The following is a 16,368-nucleotide window of genomic DNA, read 5'->3' on the forward strand; positions in this document are numbered from 1 at the left end:
CCCATGAAGCCCACGAAGCCCGCCAGCCCTCCAACAGTCACGCCTCCAGCGAGCTGGAAAGTTGTCTCTGCTTATGGCAGCTTGCAGACACGTGCGGGTGTTGATCTCGTTCGGCTTGAGGAGGTGCATGCCTCAATGTGTGAAAAGGGGATACCGCCCAAAGAAGCTACCTACGACATTTTTGCCCCGTTCTATACCGAGTGCATTGCTGCCGTTGGTGGGCATAAGGTCGATGCCCCGTTAATCGAACAATTGCATGCTGCTTGTGCGCTAGATCGGCCAATAACCTTGTTCCGCGATGGCGCACTCAGCAGGCATGAACATGCGCGGCCATACGGGTTACTCCCCGAGCTGGGCCACGTGCGATTGACCGACGGAAGCCCTGGAGGAGTTCTCTACACCCTTGGGGAAGCTGCCTTACGCGTTTGGGTTGGCAGTGCCGATCGCACAACCGACCATGCAGAAGTTTGGAAGGCGAAGCGTACAGCGACAGAGGAGCAAAAGTACGGTATTGAGTGGCCATCAGATGACGCGCTATGCAAGGTGTTGGGGCGTATTGCAGTGAGCCATGACCTGGCGCACCGGCTTTGGGGCTGGGGGACGGTGGGCGTTGCTGCTATGGATGCGTCCCAAAACCAAGTGGAATCATTGGTCGGCACAGTGGCTAAGTCTAAAGTTGCGCAACGTGAGCTTGCCCCGGACTGGTCGGGTGAAAGGCTGGCCAAGCGACAGGCCGAGTTGAAGACTGAATGCCTCGCGCAAGGCCTGCGAAATTTCACTGCGTTATTGGCGACAGAGTGCGGACTACCCATACGGGAAGTGACACGGCGTATCAAGGCAGTAAAAGGCAATTCTTTGGGTGCCATGGCCGAGCAATTGAAGCGCCAAGCCAAATAGAACTTTGCCGAGTGCTTTTGTCCGTCGCCCCTTGTGGGAGTCGGCAAAACGAGTCGGCAAGCCCGTCCATTGATCGGCAACTTTTGCCGTTCTGAAATTCCTCACAAGCCCGCTGACTCCATTCCGGTATCGAGGGCTTCCAACTCTGAGGAAAACCCACCATGAAAGCTGTTACCCCTTCCGTGGCGCCGCTGCCGATGCATATCGCTGCCAGTGCCGCACCCGTTATTCCCCGTGACCGCATCCTGCGATTGCCGGACGTGGAGCGCATAACTGGCCTGAAAAAGTCCACTATCTACGCCCTTGCAAAAGACAAAGAGTCCAACTTTCCGCGCCAGATCCACATTCATCGGCGTCTGACTGGCTGGAGCGAAGCCGCTGTGCTGACCTGGGTGCAATCCCGCTTGCAGGAAGGTGGTGTGCAATGAACGGCGAAACCTGGCCAAAAGAAGAGCAACGCCTTTGCAATGGTGCCTGCGGGCAAGTGCGAGCAGTTGCAATTGATGGTGAGGCTTTTCCATTGCCTCAACAGGTTGTGGAGGAGGCAAATATTGCCATCGACATTGCAGACCACATGGCAGAACAGTCGATGGATTACGCAAGAAATGCCATTGGGCTAAACCTCGCAAAGACTGCCCACGTCTCGAATGTTGTGCATCTTGCTGCTGCCCACTTGGAGTGCGCCAGCAGGGTGTATGTCGCACGGCAGCACGTGGACGCCTTGCGCGATGTCGGCATTGAAAACGCAGGCGCGATAGACAGTGCTGGCACTGTGATCGGTGCAGGCCTTGCTGAAGGTCTGCAAGTGGCTTGCAACGGCCGAACATGCCGCCGCCGTACCTAAGCCTACGTCCATCCCCTAAAACGGCGCAGCGTCCCGGCTGGGGCCTGCGCAAGTCCTGACACCCACCCATGAACACCCCCACCCCTGAGCTGATACGGCAGGCGCTTCAACACATACCGGCAAACCTGCCCCGCGATGAGTGGGCGCGTGTCGGCATGGCGATCAAATCCGAATACCCAGACGATACGGGTCGCGAACTGTTCACAGATTGGAGTGCTACCGCCGATGGCTTCAACCAAAAAGACGCGCTCGATACCTGGCGCAACATCAAGGCAGGCGGCGGGGTAGGCATTGGCACGCTGCTGTACCTGGCAAAAGAAAACGGGTTCACCATGCCAAAGACTGGCCAGCCCCAGAGCAAGCCCGACCCGCAAGCCGCTGCACGCATTGCCCATGAGCGTGCGGCCGTACAGCTTGAAGAGCGCGACCAGCAAGAGGCAGCGCACCGACAGGCAGCAAGCGAGGCTGCAAGCGTATGGGAGCAGGGCGGCGAGACTGGCCAGAGCGCTTACCTGGTGCGCAAAGGTGTGCAACCCTATGGCGTGCGCTTTGGGGCAGGTGGCTGGCTGCTGGTGCCCGTGCGCGATGCTGCGGGCGAGCTGTGGAACGTGCAGCGCATTGCCCCTGACAAGCCCACCAGCGGGCCGGATAAGTTGTTTCTGAAGGGCGGGCGCAAGTCGGGCTTTTGGCACCTGTGCGGCGACCCTGTAAGCGCAACGGTGCTGCTGGTGGCTGAAGGCTATGCCACGGCAGCGAGCTTGCATGAAGCCACAGGGCGCCCGGTGGCCGTGGCCTTTGATGCGGGCAACCTGGCACACGTTGCCAAGGCTCTGCACCAACATTACCCCGCTGCGCTGCTGGTGCTGTGCGGTGATGACGATGTGCAGACGTTTGCACAAAAGGGCCACAACCCCGGCAGGGACAAAGCCACGGCAGCGGCCATGGCAGTGCAGGGCATTGCTGTATTCCCTGAGCAGTTGCCAGAGGGGGGCAGCGACTTCAACGATATGCACCAAGCGGCGGGGCTGGATGCGGTGCGGACGTTGGTAGAGGCCGCAATTGCAGCGCACCAAACCCAGCAACAGGCTGCGGAAAAGCCAAAAGCTGGCCAGCGCACCCAGCGACAGCAAAACGAGCACACAGAGCGGCAAAGCGCCGCGGGCTTTGAGCGCTTCCATGTGGCTGACGGCGATGGCCTTTACTACACCCCGCCCGGTGATGATGGCGGCGCACCCCGTAGGGTTTGCGGTGTGCTGCGAGTGGTGGGCATGGCACGGGACAGCCACGACAACCAAGCGGCCCTGCTGCTGGAGTTTGTGACCCAGTTCGGCAAGGTGCGGCGCTGGCTGATGCCGTTGGCAATGCTGGCCGGGGATGGCAACGCCTACCGCACTGCGCTGCTGGGGCTGGGTTTCATGACGCCCACCGATGGCAAGCGCCGTGCGTGGCTCACTGAATACCTGCAGAGCCGCAACCCTGAAGCCTTGGAGCTCGTGCGCCATGTGCCCCGCGTAGGCTGGGCGGGCCGTTGCTACGTGCTGCCCGACGAAACACTGGGCACCAGCCACAGCGGGGAGCGGGTCATATTCCACAGCGAAGCGGGCATAGAGGCCAACTTCAGCAAGCGCGGCAACCTGGCGCAGTGGCAACAGGATCTTGCACGCTTGTGCGTGGGCAACTCCCGTGCTGCCTTTGCGGTGGCCACTGCCTTTGCGGGGCCGCTGCTGGCATGGGCCAATGGTGTGACAGGCGGCGGGGTTCACTATGTCGGGCCTACGTCCATTGGCAAAACCACATGCTTCCTATTGGCTGCGAGCGTGTGGGGGAAGGGCACCGAGAAAGACCCAGACAGCTACATGCAGAAATGGCGGGCAACGTCCAACGGCTTGGAGTACCAGGGCGAGCAGCACAACGATTGCACGCTGATCCTGGATGAGCTGGGGCAGATGGACGCCGGGGACGCTGGCAACGCTGCGTACATGCTTGCCGATGGCATGGGCAAAACACGGGGCAAGGGGGCTGGCGGGCTGCGGCCTAAGCCTACCTGGCGGCTATTGTTCCTGAGCAGTGGCGAGCTGACCCTCGCCCAGCACATGGAGACGGTGGGCAAAAAGATGAAGGGCGGGCAGGAGGTGCGCCTGATCCCGATACCAACCGAGGTGCGGGAAGGGTCTGCCCTGGAGCAGTTCCACGAATTCAGCAACGGGCACGAAATGTCCGGCTGGGTGCAAGGCCACGCGGCCCGCTGCTATGGCGTGGCGGGCCGTGCTTGGCTCGAATACCTGGTTGCCAATACAGAGGGGCTGGCCGCTGGCCTGCGTGCCCGTATGGACGCGATAGAGGCCCAGATTGTCCCGGCCAATGCTTCGGGCCAAGTGAAGCGGGGCGGGCGGCGCTTTGCCCTGATTGCTGCAGCCGGTGAGATGGCCACGGCAGCGGGCATTACAGGATGGCCCGCTGATGAAGCAATCAACGCTGCACAGGTCTGCTTTGATGCGTGGATCAAGTTGCGGGGCGGGGCTGGCAGTAGCGAGAAAACCAACATGCTGCGGGCGGTTCGTTCGTTCCTGGAGACGCACGGTGATGGCCGGTTTGCAATGTGGCACAGGGCGGCAGATGACCACGCCCCCAAGACGTTGCAGCGGGCCGGTGTGCGGCGCATGTTGAACGAAGACGGTGAGCCCATCAAGACCAACAGCCAGCACGCGGTGGAGTTCGGTGAGCGGATGCCCGCTGCGGTAGGCGAGGCAGTCAGCTTTGAATACTTCGTACTGTCGGAGACGTTCAAAGCTGAGGTGTGCAAGGGCTATGACGTACAGGCCGTGTGCGCTGTCCTGGTGGAGCATAGTTGCTTGACTGTGAAAGAGCCGGGGCGCTACAGCATCAAGACCAAGCTGCCCGGCATTGGGCCTGCACGGTGCTACCTGGTTACGCCTGCAATCTTTGATCTTGACGTGTAGGCAGGTGGGGCGCTGTGGGTGTGGGGCTGGGTGCATTGCTTAATGCCCCAGCACCACAGTGCTAGCGCCTCTGATCAATGGCTACTGAGTAGCTGCACGGGCCGCGCGTGGGGGCGGTGTGTGCGAAGCCCTTTCGCGCTGCAAAAGCGGGTCTGTGTGCCCCCTTGATGTGCCCCAAGGAAAACAGGGTGCAAGGCGTCTGGATTGTCCTGGTGCTGGCCTTGTCGCCGCTGCGGTCTGCGTAACTTAGTTACAGAAGCAGCAGCGGCTTCAAGTGTTGCCGGGTTCGCTCTGTTCTCTTGGCTTGTCACCCTGCGCAGTTGCACATTCCGGTGCGTTGGACTTCGGTGGACTTCCTGCTGGCTGTTTGTCCCCTGCTGTCCCCTGCTTTCTCAGATGCCGGGGACCGCGCAAACCCGCATGGATAGGGGCTGTCCCCTATGTCCCCTGTGTCCCCTACAGAAAAAGCGGGTGGCCGAACTTTGCGCGGTGCTGCGTTGGACTATTCCGTAACGGTGTTACTCACATTCGTGCTGTGCTTGTTGTAGATGTGTGGGGAGGGGATGCACTGGGTGTTGAACTGCGGCCTCAGACGCATAACTGCTGGGGCTGGGTTGTTGGCCTTGCCTGGGCCTGCACACAGGGTGGGGCAGGGGTGGTCAAAAGTGCGGCTGTTGTCGGCCGGAAACCGACCGCTTAGCAGCATGTTTATGGGGAAATGAAACTACCCCCCTGGGGTTTGGGGTGGGGCCGCTTCGCTATGGCTATGGCTTGTAGTTGTAGGGCTGGCCTGTGCGCCCGGTGGGACAAGGGGAGGGGGGGATTAAAAGTCTGGAACCCATAGACCGGAAACCGGCCGCTTAGCCAAATTTTTGTGTGCGCAAGTTATGGGGAGGGGGGGGGTGCCCGGCTTACGTTGTCATACTAACGTCGGGTTGCTACTGAATGTTGACCATGTCGGCGCGGCGCAGTGGCAAATCAAGGGAGGGGAAAATGGCTAAATTTACAATTCGCGTCGAACTTCACGACGCCCAAGCGAAGGACTACGCAACTCTTGAGAAGGCGCTTGCGGCCAAAAACATTACGGATGTGATCACTAGCGATGGTGTTAAGTACAAAATGCCACCGGCGGAATACCAATGCCATGGTGAACTGACTGCCGCGCAAGTTCGAGATATAGCTGTTGCCGCTGCGGAGTCGACTGGAAAAAAACACGCAGTTCTTGTGACTGAATCAGCGTCCAGGGCATGGGTCGGTCTGAATAAGGTCTAAACCAAAGATGAGCTAGGTCCAATTAAAGCCTTGCACGAAAGGATCCCTGCGATGTGACCAGCGCCTGAAGCGGGGTAGCAAAACCGAAACCGGGGAACAAATCGGGGAACAAACTCAAAGAAAGAATGCTTTTCTTTAGGTTTCATGCGGGTTCTGGGGCTTCTTTCAATTGACGCCAGCCCATACCTCCTGACAAGAGTCGCCAACCCGCAAGGGGCGGCGGCTTTTTTCTTGCCTATTCCACGGGTTTGCCACGTTGGGCTTTGATGGCTGAGCGTTGAGTTTTGGTCTGCAGACGGCGCTGGCGGGACGCGTAGGTAGGCTGGGTTGCCTTGCGGGGCTTGGGTGGTGTGGCAATACTGTTGACCAGCGCATGTAGCCGCGCGAAGGCGTCCAGCCGATTGAGCTCTTGTGTACGAAATTGCTGTGCCTTGATGATCATTACACCCTCGCGGGTGATGCGGCTGTCTTGCAGGAGCAGTAGTCGCTCCTTGATGCCATCAGGCAAAGAGGACGCTGGTATGTCGAAGCGCAGGTGGATGGCGCTGGATACTTTGTTGACATTTTGTCCTCCTGCGCCTTGTGCACGAATCGCCGTTGTTTCTACCTCGGCTTCCTCTATTTGAATTTCGATTGCCATGAGCAGTGATGGGCCAGTTAAACTGGATTGACCTTACCACCATCATCAAGGAGTCACTATGGCAAAGGGTCAGCAAAAATCCAACAAAGAAGCGAAGAAGCCGAAGAAAGATACTTCGCCACCCAAGCCCGCCAGTGGGGGCGTGGATCCGGTGCGTGCGACCATTACCACTGCAGTGATTCCCCGCGGCAAGCTCAAGAACAAGTAATTTCAAGCAGCCGCTTGCACTTCTGCATACGTAGGGGGTTGGCAGCCTGCGCGCGAACAGTTGATGGCAGCTGCGCGCATGGCCTCCTGCAATGTTTGACCCACACGCAAATGCGCGTCTGCAGGTCTCAGCGTCCAATCACCCAGGCAGTTTCCCCAAAACGTATCGCCAGCGCCAACCGTGTCGACGACCCGGGTTGGGGGTACGTCGGCGTCGGCGCTGGCGCCATCCACTCCCAGCCAAGCGCCTTCTGCGCCAAATGTCAGAGCAATCCGGCGGGTTCCTTGTGCTGCGAAGTGAGCAGCAATTTTTGCGCCATCTGCACGCGTAGGCCGGGTGAACCCTAGCAGCTCCAAGTCTTCGTCGCTGGCTTTGAGCCAATCCGCATGTCGGGCGATCTGCTCCACAGCTTTCACATACTGGGCCAGGTCAGCCGCAAGCTTGGGGCGCAAGTTCACGTCCACGCTAAGGGTCCATCCCAACGATTTGGCTCCGGTGAGAATCTCCAACACTTTGTGATGTTCTGGCGGCACCAGTAGCAGGGACCCCGTGTGCAGCACACCCGCGGTTTGCGTTTGTAAACGACGCAAAACCGCATCTACGGAGTAGTCCCGATCGGCGATGCCTTCACGGTAAAAGCCGTAACTAGGCTGTCCATGGTCAATTTGCACCACTGCGAGTGAAGTGGGAAGGGCGGTGGTGGCGCTCAAAGGCGTAACTCCGTCCAGTTCCAGTCGCTCGCGCATGCGCTGGCCAAACTGGTCGGTGGACAATGGATTGATATAACCCACGTGTGCGCCGCGCAAGGCGGCCGCCCGCGCCAGATTAAAGGGGCTGCCGCCCATGAAGGGACGCAATGTCCCGTCGGGCTGCGCTACGCAGTCCATGAGGGCTTCACCCAGAACCCAGATTGATGCTGTCATGTGTTTCTCTTGTGATAGTCGCCACACCTGCTTGGGGCGGATCCACGTTGCAGCTTAAACCAGCATCGCACGTCTTGTTGTGCGGGAAACCTCATTTGTTGATATCCAGTTGCAAGCGATCGTTGCGGGTGGTGGCTAATAAAGACGAAAGAGTATTAAACCAAAAAATACACATAAATAAATCAAGTGGTTTTACTAATATGATTTGCGTATGGTGTCTGGCATGCTCAGCCAGTGCCCAATTTCAAGTCTCTCATGCACAGAAATTCAATGTATTTATTTTTCTCTGTTTTCGCGTTACGAACGACCTATACACTTTCTTCGGAGCCTATCGCATGCTAAAAGGTATTGATCCTCTCCTAACTCCTGAGCTTCTCATGCATTTGTCTGCCATGGGGCATGGCGAATGGGTGGCTGTGGTGGATGCCAATTTCACAGCCGATTTTTTGAGTGCCGGGAAACCACTGGTTCGCCTTCCGGGGCACTCGCTGGAACGTGTGAGTCGCGCGGTGCTATCGGTCATTCCGTTGGCTGATGACATGGCGTGTCCCGCAGCGTACATGCGTGTCTGCCACCAACCTGATACACACCGCACAGACGCGCAGTTGGCGGTATTGCGTTTGTTGCAAGCAGAGGGTATCGCGCCAGAGCGCGTCGAGCCCGTGGAGCGGTTTGCCTTCTACGACAGAATCAAGGGGGCGAGCTTGATCGTACAAAGCGGCGAGTCGACGGCCTACGGTAACGCGATGTACGCCAAAGGCGTCATTCTCTAAATCACAAAGGACTGCGCAGTGAAGATTTACCTGGATTCGGCCCAGACTGGCAGTTGGAAGCTCCCTGCGGGCTGTCCGTCCGTGCAGGGTGTTACGACCAATCCCAGCCTTGTCCATCAAGCGGGTTTGCCGGTCAACCTGCCGACTTACCTGGATTTGTTGCAGGCTGCAGCAGACCACGGATTCTCCGAGTTGATGCTTCAGCTACCCAGCAGTGACCTGGCGCTTGCGGCTGCTTGGTTGGATGCATTACGGGCTCTGTCGCAACGTCTCTCCATACAGCTCACTGTGAAACTACCCTGCGCTCCCGAATGGGCGACCTGCATTCAATGGGTCAAGAAGCAGGGGCAGCCAATCTTGTTGACCGGTTTGTCCAATCCCGTGCAACTGCTATGGGCCCGTGAGATGGAGGCCGACTATGTGGCACCCTACGTGGGACGCTTGGTCAATGACGGGCGCAATGTTTGGGCGCTCATGCAGGCGTGTGTGGCGCAGCAAAATGCTGGCCCGCAGTTGCTGGCTGCAAGTATCAAGTCGCCGGACGTTTTGGCCCAGTTGATGGGTTTGGGGGCTGCGGCCGTTACTTTGCCGCCGGCCAGCCTGGTTGCCTGGAGCTCCGATGCTTTGACGCAAGCCGCTATCCAGCAATTTGATCGGGATATCCAAGCCAGCCTGCGTGGGGTCTGAGTGCCCACGGCGGACGCCCGAGTCTCAGCCAAGCGCTACTTGAGTTCGCTGAGCCGGCTGTCCAGAGGACTCACAAAAGAATTCAGTTCCCAGCCAGAGGCCAGGCGGCTTTCGGGAAAGTCAGGCATGCTCAGGGGGCCGAGCTCTGAGGGGGTGGCCTCGGTCACTTTGCTTTGACGGCGCTTGGTCACTACTGCTTGCAAATGTTCCCGCACATCTTGGAACCGTGAATCCAAGGGTTGGCTGGCGCTCGTCCGTGCAGCCTGTTCGCCCAAAAAGGCCGCCCGAATTTGGCTCAGGTGTGGCAGGTTGCTGGGGTCCACCACCACATACCGGATGCTGCATTGGTCCAGCAGGCTGTGCTTGAGGGTCTGGTTGCCCATGGACAAGCCATTGGGCCCCGGGACATCGACGCAGCCTATCACCCGACCGTCCAGGCTGCAGATGGTGAACGTGCAATAGACGCCGTTGAGCAATTTGTACCAGTGGGTAGCCTCAGCTTGGCTGGCTGGCGAAGTAAACCGGGTCACGGGAAGTTTGATAAGGATCTGTTGGTCGAACATCACCTTGGTGAGCCAAATCCAGACGCGCCTCTCCTGGCTGTTGACCAAGGGACGGGTTTTGAGTGGCCAGCTGGCCGGAATCCGGCGACGCTGCCGCTCCACGTGGCGGTTGCGCCAGAAGAGCAGGGCGGCTCCTACCAAAATCCCCACAACAAAAGAAATGAACATCTCACACCACCCTAAAAATGAAGCCATCTGGCGTGGCTCTACTACTCGGGTGAAAGTCTACGCAATCGCTTAATCAGCGTAAATAGTCCCAATGGCTTGGCGTTGGGTGTTGACTAGTGCGATGAGTTGTGGATCAAATTGCAGGCCGGATTCTGATTGCAGGTAGTCTAGCGCGGCCTGTAAGGTCCACGCAGGCTTGTAACAGCTGGCGCTGACCAAAGAGTCCAACACATCGGCCACGGCCGCAATCCGTCCGGGCAGGCTGATGGCTTCGCCTGCCAAGCCGCGCGGGTAGCCGGTGCCATCCCAGCGTTCGTGGTGTTCCAGTGCCAATTGGGCCCCCAGCGTGTGAACACGGGAGCGGGAGTGCGACAGCAGTGCGTGCCCTTCTTGGGCATGGGTCTGCATGGTGGCCCATTCCTCGGGCGTCAAGGGGCCGGGCTTGGTCAGAATGTGGTCGGGAATGCAGGCTTTGCCCACATCGTGCAGGGTGGCGGCCACCCGCATCAGCTCGACTTCTTGCTCGGTTCCACCAGTGGCTGCAGTCAACAGTGCAGCGATGTCGCCCACACGCTGCAAGTGCAGTGACGACTCGCTGCAGCGTTTTTCGATAGCGCCGCCCAAAATGCAGATGGTGGTGCGCTGGGCCGTTTCAGTATCTTCGCGCAACAGCAGGCCGTCGTAGGTGATGGCCACATTGCGCGAAAACAGCTCCAGCAGTTCGCGGGCCTGCGCCCCAACGGGCTCCACAAATTCCATGTAAATCAGGCTTTCACTACCAGCTTTGGTTTTGAAATAGCCGGCGTAGTAACGCTCACCATGGTGACTGACCTTTTCTTGTAGCGCCCGGGTGATCGCCGCTTGCACGCCCTCCGGCAGGTTGCGCACTTCTTCATCCACCATCAGTTGTGAATAGGCTTCAGTCGCGGCCAGCACCTTGAGCTGGCCTTGGGTGGCATTGGCCGTGTACGCAGATACACGGCTCGCGCACAAGCCTTCGCCATGCAGGTCCAGCAAAAAGTTGACTTGCTCCAGTACCGCTGAGGCAAAACCGCGCAGGTTGCGCGAGTCGCAGACCTGGCTGATGGCCTCGATGGAGCGGCGCAGCCCCAGGCTGGCCTGTTCGATCCGCATCAGGTCGCGGTAAGCACGCAGTCCGGCGTAAAACACGGTGATCAGCTTGCGACGGGTGAGGTCGGTTTTTTCCTTGTAGTCGTTGATGTCGTAATCTCGGATCACCTGCTCTTCGGGGGCCTGCCCGGGCTGGCCTGTGCGCAGGATGATGCGCACATTGAGGTTGCCCAAGTCTTCGCGGATGTGGCGCGCCAAGTCCAGCCCGGCGTGTTCAGACTCCATCACCACGTCCAGCAGAATCAGCGCAATATCTGTGCGCTCAGCCAGCACAGTTCTTGCCTCGGCTGCGCTGTAGCAGTGTGTGAAATGCAGCCCACGCCCGTCCATCTCAAAGTCCGACATGACCAACTTGGTGACTTCGTGCACGGCGGGCTCGTCGTCCACCACCAAAATCTGCCAGGGGGGCAGGGATTTGCGGCTGCTGGTTTCGGCTTGCTCGTCACTAAACACCAAATCATCGGACATGAGGCGGGCTTTCGTTGGGCGGAGGACTGCTTTGCAGTTTATCGGATTGTGGCTGCGATACTAGGGCCCATGCAGCTTCAGGAAATTCTCTATTCGCAGGGCTTTGGCACACGCCGCGTGTGTGCGGGTCTGATCCAACAAGGCCTCGTGCAGGTTTTTACGCCAAATAGCACTGAAGGCCCCGTCGTTGTTGCGCAAGCAGCTACTGAATTTGTAGCGGAAGGGCTGCGCTTCAAAGTGCAGGGAGTGGAATGGCAGTACTTCGAGAAGGCCTATCTGGTGTTGCACAAGCCGGCGGGTACCGAGTGTTCACAGAAGCCCTCGACCTACCCCAGCATCTACACACTGCTGCCATCGCCCCTGCGCTTGCGGCCGCAAAAAGCGGCGGTGCAGGGCGTGCAGGCGGTGGGGCGGCTGGACCAGGACACCACCGGCATGTTGCTGCTCACTGACGACGGCAAGTTCATTCACCGCATGAGCTCGCCCAAGCACCACGTACCCAAGGTGTATGAAGTGACCGTCAAACATGCTCTTGATGAGAAGCAGGTGCAGAAACTGCTCGCGGGCGTGGTGCTGGACGACGACCCCAAGCCGGTACGCGCCGCCGCCTGTGAAGCGGTCAGCGAGTTCCACCTGCGCCTCACCCTGACCGAAGGCAAGTACCACCAGGTCAAGCGCATGCTGGCTGCCGTAGGCAACCGCGTCGAAGGTTTGCACCGGTCCCGCATCGGAGGCGTGGCGCTGCCTGCCGACTTGGCGCCCGGCCAATGGCGCTGGCTCAGCGCCGAGGAGTTGGTAGCGGTGCAAGCCAAGGAGTAAGCCATGAATCCCATGCTTGACGCGTTTTGGCGATCCGTCGCCTATTGCCTGCACCCCAAAGTCATTGGCCTTTCTCTTTTGCCCCTGCTACTGGTCGTCGGTTTAATTGCTGGGCTTGGCTATTTCTACATGGACCCTGCGCTGGCGGCAGTGCAGGGCTTGCTTGAATCTTCGGACTTGCTTAACCAACTCTGGGCTTGGCTCGAATCAATTGGTGCGGGCAAGCTCAAGACGGTTCTGGTGCCCCTCATTGTGATTGCACTGGCCACCCCACTCATTGTGGTGGCCAGTCTGTTGTTCGTCGCCACTTTGATGACACCCTTGATCGTGCGCCTGGTCACGCAGCGCCGTTTTCCAACACTGGAGCGCACTGGCGGTGCGTCCTATCTGGTGAGTGTGTTGTGGGGGCTGGGGGCGAGTTTGACTGCTCTCGCCTTGCTGGTGCTTTCGCTGCCGTTGTGGTTTGTGCCCCCGCTGGTATTGGTCTTGCCGCCACTGATTTGGGGCTGGCTCACCTACCGAGTGCTGGCGTTTGACGCCTTGGCAGACCATGCGACGACCGAAGAGCGCCACATCCTGATGCGCCGCCACCGTTGGTGGCTGTTGGGCATGGGCATTTTTACCGGCTACTTGGGCGCGGCACCCAGCCTGGTGTGGTCGGTGGGCTTTGTGGCCGTGGCCTTGGCGCCGGTGCTGGTGCCCTTGTCGATCTGGCTGTACACGCTGATATTTGCGTTTTCTTCGCTGTGGTTCACCCACTACTGTTTGGCTGCCTTGCAGCAGCTGCGCCGAGAGACTGCGGCAGCAGCGCTGGAACCCGTGCCAAGCCCCGCTGAACAGGCTTTGGAGGTGTTATGAATTTTGGTCTGATCATCATTGGTGACGAAATTCTCTCGGGCAAGCGGGCCGACAAACACCTGACCAAAGCAATTGAGCTGCTCTCGTGCCGTGGCCTGTCAGTCGCTTATGCCGACTATGTGGGCGACGACCCAGAACGCATCACCCAGACCTTGCAGCGCGCGTTGGAATCGGGTGACGTGGTTTTTTCATTCGGTGGCATTGGCGCTACGCCAGACGACCACACGCGCCAGTGCGCGGGACGGGCGTTGGGCCTGCCGCTGGTGTTGCATCCGCAGGCCGAAGCCCTGATCCGTGAACGCATGCAGGATGTGGCCCGCGAGCAAGGCCAGCCCTACGAACCTGACCGTGCCGACAATGTGCACCGGCTTAACATGGGCATGTTCCCCCAAGGCGCAGAGATCATCCCGAACCCCTACAACAAAATTCCCGGCTTTAGCTGTGCCGGGGCACGTGGGGGGCACATCCACTTTGTACCTGGCTTTCCGGTCATGGCCTGGCCCATGGTGGAGTGGGTGCTGGACACCAAATACTCGCACTTCTTTGTTCAGCAGGCGCACCAGGAGCGATCCGTGATCGTCTTTGGTGCCATGGAGTCGGCGCTCACGCCGCTCATGGAAACCTTGGAACGCGAACATGCAATCAAAGTGTTCAGCTTGCCCAGCGTCGACCATCCAGAGTGGGGGCGCCATATTGAACTGGGCGTCAAGGGAGCGCCTGCTGCTGTGGAGTCGGCCTTTTCCGAACTCCATGCCGCCTTGCGCGCCATGGGGTTGTCGCTGGGCCCCGAATTGGTGCGTTGATGGCGAGGCACGTGTTTGGTGCGCCTTTTGTGCGCACCAAAATTGTGCGCAAATGCGGGGCGCAATCGTCAGCAAGGTGCTTCTTTCCGGTGCGCCGCCGAAAATCGCGACTTCTCAAGGCAAAATAAGGTCGTTTGCCTAATTGCCGGGGCTGTGGTCTTTGGCACAAAAGCTGCATTGTGGGCAGGGCAATTCTTTTTACAACCGTGCAACAGGAGTATTTGATGGCCAAGACCGTCGCAGACGTGATGAAGATGGTGAAAGAGAACGAAGTCAAGTTTGTTGACTTCCGTTTCACCGATACCCGCGGCAAGCAGCAGCACACCACCGTGCCTGTTTCGCATTTTGACGAAGACAAGTTCACTTCCGGCCACGCATTCGACGGTTCTTCCATCGCTGGCTGGAAAGGCATTGAAGCGTCGGACATGTTGCTCATGCCCGATCCCAATACCGCCAACATTGACCCCTTCTTCGAAGAAACCACCATCATCATGAATTGCGATGTGGTGGAGCCATCGGACGGCAAGGCCTACGACCGTGATCCCCGTTCCATCGCCAAGCGCGCAGAAGCCTACCTGAAGGCGTCCGGCATCGGCGATGCGGCCTATTTTGGTCCCGAGCCAGAGTTCTTCATCTTCGACGGCATCCGTTGGAGCACCGATCCCCAGAACACCTTCTACGAAGTGGAAGAGTACGAAGCCCCCTGGAACACCGGAGCCAAGCTCGAAGGCGGCAACCGCGGTCACCGTCCCACCACCAAGGGCGGCTACTTCCCCGTTCCTCCCGTTGACAGCACGCAAGACATGCGCGCCGAAATGTCCCTGATTCTCGAATCCCTGGGCATCCCGGTTGAAGTGTTCCACCACGAAGTGGCGGGCGCTGGCCAGAACGAAATCGGCACCAAGTTCTCCACTTTGGTTGAGCGCGCTGACTGGACCATGCTGCAAAAGTACGTGGTACACAACGTGGCCAACGCCTACGGCAAAACTGCCACCTTCATGCCCAAGCCTTACCACGGTGACAACGGTTCCGGCATGCACGTGCACCAGTCCGTGTGGAAAGACGGCAAAAACCTGTTCGCCGGTGACGGCTATGCCGGTTTGTCTGACTTCGCGCTGTACTACATCGGCGGCATCATCAAGCACGCACGTGCCCTGAACGCCATCACCAACCCTGGCACCAACAGCTATAAGCGCCTGGTTCCTCACTTTGAAGCTCCGGTCAAGTTGGCGTACTCTGCCAAGAATCGTTCCGCTTCCATCCGTATTCCTTTCGTGGCAAACCCCAAGGGCCGTCGCGTGGAAGCACGTTTCCCCGATCCACTGATGAACCCATACCTCGGCTTCGCTGCCTTGTTGATGGCGGGTCTGGACGGCGTGGAAAACAAGATCCATCCCGGCGAAGCCGCCACCAAGGACCTCTACCATCTGCCACCCGAGGAAGATGCAAAGGTGCCAACCGTGTGCCACAGCTTGGATCAAGCCTTGGAGCACCTGGACAAGGACCGCGCGTTCCTGACCAAGGGTGGTGTGTTCACTGACTCGATGATCGATGCTTACATCGACCTGAAGATGCAAGAAGTGACACGCTACCGCATGTCTGTGCACCCTGTCGAATACGACATGTACTACTCCCTGTAATCGCGGCTGCCTTACCGGCAGCGCTGCAGGCGAAAAGGACGGCGCAAGCCGTCCTTTTTTTTGCAAACAAAGTGACACAGATTCCGGTCCAATCCGCATGGATACTCGGTCACTTTCTTTGTTTTTGGGCACTTTTTGGCGCATACTGAATCCAGCGCTCAGGCCTTGATAGCGCGGACACTGCATGAAAACCACCTTTTTGATTTCTTGGATGACCTTGGCGTGTGCGACCACTGCGGTGGCGCAGGACCGCATTTACCGTTGTGGCAACGAGTACACCAACACCGTTACCGAAGCGCAGGCCAAGAATTGCAAGCTCGTATCCGGGGGCAATGTGACCGTGGTGCAGTCTGCCAAGCCCGCCGCCAACACTGGGGCCAAGGTTGCTTCCAGTGGCGGTAGCAGTGCCAGTGCGCCAGCGCCGCGGGTGGACTCCGCCGACCAGCGCGCCAAAGACTCCGATGCCCGCCTGATTCTGGAATCCGAACTCAAAAAGGCCGAGGCTCGCCAGATTGAGCTCGTCAAGGAATACAACAACGGCGAGCCTGAAAAGCTCGGACCCGAAACCCGCAATCACCAGAAATACCTGGACCGGGTGGCCGAACTCAAGGCAGCCATTGCCCGCAACGAGAGTGACATTGCGGGCATTCGTCGCGAACTGGGGCGTGTGCCTGCATCCAATGCGCCGCTGGCCTCCATGAAGTAAGTTTTCTG

17 protein-coding genes are annotated in these 16,368 nt (G+C 58.9%); 13 read left to right on the forward strand and 4 right to left on the reverse strand.

Annotation, left to right across the window (positions count from 1 at the left end; translation table 11 throughout):
• The first annotated feature begins 3 nt into the window (after positions 1-3).
• The 5 genes from CHU94_RS11405 (at position 4) to CHU94_RS11425 (ending at position 5,973) form a co-directional block, all read left to right on the forward strand.
• Entirely contained in the window at positions 4-897 is an 894-nt protein-coding gene (locus CHU94_RS11405) for a hypothetical protein (RefSeq protein ID WP_141211448.1), read from the forward strand.
• A 161-nt stretch (positions 898-1,058) separates the two neighbouring features.
• Positions 1,059-1,325 carry an AlpA family transcriptional regulator gene (locus CHU94_RS11410; RefSeq protein WP_217901310.1) on the forward strand — a complete coding sequence of 89 codons (267 nt, stop codon included), beginning with the start codon at positions 1,059-1,061 and terminating at the stop codon, positions 1,323-1,325.
• Entirely contained in the window at positions 1,322-1,741 is a 420-nt protein-coding gene (locus tag CHU94_RS11415; RefSeq protein WP_094479920.1) for a hypothetical protein, read from the forward strand. The genes CHU94_RS11410 and CHU94_RS11415 overlap by 4 nt, the downstream gene beginning before the upstream one ends.
• Positions 1,742-1,809: 68 nt before the next feature.
• On the forward strand, positions 1,810-4,701 hold the full coding sequence (locus CHU94_RS11420; RefSeq protein ID WP_094479922.1) for a DUF927 domain-containing protein: 2,892 nt from the start codon (positions 1,810-1,812) through the stop codon (positions 4,699-4,701).
• A gap of 993 nt (positions 4,702-5,694) precedes the next feature.
• Positions 5,695-5,973, forward strand: a complete 279-nt coding sequence (locus CHU94_RS11425; protein WP_141211449.1) for a hypothetical protein — start codon at positions 5,695-5,697, stop codon at positions 5,971-5,973.
• A gap of 235 nt (positions 5,974-6,208) precedes the next feature.
• Here the strand turns inward: CHU94_RS11425 and arfB are convergent, their stop codons facing one another.
• Positions 6,209-6,613, reverse strand: a complete 405-nt coding sequence (gene arfB / locus CHU94_RS11430; RefSeq protein WP_094479926.1) for an alternative ribosome rescue aminoacyl-tRNA hydrolase ArfB — start codon at positions 6,611-6,613, stop codon at positions 6,209-6,211.
• Positions 6,614-6,671: 58 nt separating this feature from the next.
• On the opposite strand from arfB, the gene CHU94_RS19270 reads away from it, so the two are divergent.
• Positions 6,672-6,821: a hypothetical protein gene (locus CHU94_RS19270; RefSeq protein ID WP_176452008.1), complete on the forward strand. Its 150-nt coding sequence runs from the start codon at positions 6,672-6,674 to the stop codon at positions 6,819-6,821.
• Between the two features lie 2 nt (positions 6,822-6,823).
• Here the strand turns inward: CHU94_RS19270 and CHU94_RS11435 are convergent, their stop codons facing one another.
• Entirely contained in the window at positions 6,824-7,744 is a 921-nt protein-coding gene (locus tag CHU94_RS11435; protein WP_094479928.1) for a PfkB family carbohydrate kinase, read from the reverse strand.
• 335 nt (positions 7,745-8,079) lie between these two features.
• Between CHU94_RS11435 and CHU94_RS11440 the strand changes: the two genes are divergently transcribed.
• The gene (locus CHU94_RS11440) at positions 8,080-8,517 is read left to right on the forward strand and encodes an RbsD/FucU family protein (RefSeq protein WP_094479930.1); all 438 of its coding nucleotides are present in this window, start codon (positions 8,080-8,082) and stop codon (positions 8,515-8,517) included.
• An 18-nt stretch (positions 8,518-8,535) separates the two neighbouring features.
• Positions 8,536-9,204: a transaldolase family protein gene (locus CHU94_RS11445; protein WP_141211450.1), complete on the forward strand. Its 669-nt coding sequence runs from the start codon at positions 8,536-8,538 to the stop codon at positions 9,202-9,204.
• A gap of 35 nt (positions 9,205-9,239) precedes the next feature.
• Here the strand turns inward: CHU94_RS11445 and CHU94_RS11450 are convergent, their stop codons facing one another.
• Together CHU94_RS11450 and CHU94_RS11455 are read right to left on the reverse strand one after the other, a co-directional pair.
• Positions 9,240-9,935, reverse strand: a complete 696-nt coding sequence (locus CHU94_RS11450; protein ID WP_094479934.1) for a DUF2726 domain-containing protein — start codon at positions 9,933-9,935, stop codon at positions 9,240-9,242.
• Positions 9,936-10,004: 69 nt separating this feature from the next.
• On the reverse strand, positions 10,005-11,534 hold the full coding sequence (locus CHU94_RS11455) for an HD domain-containing phosphohydrolase (RefSeq protein ID WP_094479936.1): 1,530 nt from the start codon (positions 11,532-11,534) through the stop codon (positions 10,005-10,007).
• 69 nt (positions 11,535-11,603) lie between these two features.
• On the opposite strand from CHU94_RS11455, the gene CHU94_RS11460 reads away from it, so the two are divergent.
• From CHU94_RS11460 to CHU94_RS11480, 5 genes are all read left to right on the forward strand, one after another.
• The gene (locus CHU94_RS11460; protein WP_094479938.1) at positions 11,604-12,353 is read left to right on the forward strand and encodes a 16S rRNA pseudouridine(516) synthase; all 750 of its coding nucleotides are present in this window, start codon (positions 11,604-11,606) and stop codon (positions 12,351-12,353) included.
• Between the two features lie 3 nt (positions 12,354-12,356).
• Positions 12,357-13,211 carry an EI24 domain-containing protein gene (locus tag CHU94_RS11465; protein ID WP_094479940.1) on the forward strand — a complete coding sequence of 285 codons (855 nt, stop codon included), beginning with the start codon at positions 12,357-12,359 and terminating at the stop codon, positions 13,209-13,211.
• Entirely contained in the window at positions 13,208-14,014 is an 807-nt protein-coding gene (locus CHU94_RS11470; protein ID WP_094479942.1) for a molybdopterin-binding protein, read from the forward strand. The genes CHU94_RS11465 and CHU94_RS11470 overlap by 4 nt, the downstream gene beginning before the upstream one ends.
• Positions 14,015-14,238: 224 nt before the next feature.
• Positions 14,239-15,654 (forward strand): type I glutamate--ammonia ligase, encoded by a 1,416-nt coding sequence (gene glnA / locus CHU94_RS11475; protein ID WP_094479944.1) that lies wholly within the window; start codon positions 14,239-14,241, stop codon positions 15,652-15,654.
• 184 nt (positions 15,655-15,838) lie between these two features.
• Positions 15,839-16,360, forward strand: coding sequence for a hypothetical protein (locus CHU94_RS11480; protein WP_094479946.1), 522 nt, complete (start codon positions 15,839-15,841; stop codon positions 16,358-16,360).
• Positions 16,361-16,368: the final 8 nt, after the last annotated feature.

Origin of the sequence: Rhodoferax sp. TH121 (assembly GCF_002251855.1) — a bacterium.
Lineage (GTDB): Bacteria > Pseudomonadota > Gammaproteobacteria > Burkholderiales > Burkholderiaceae_C > Allorhodoferax.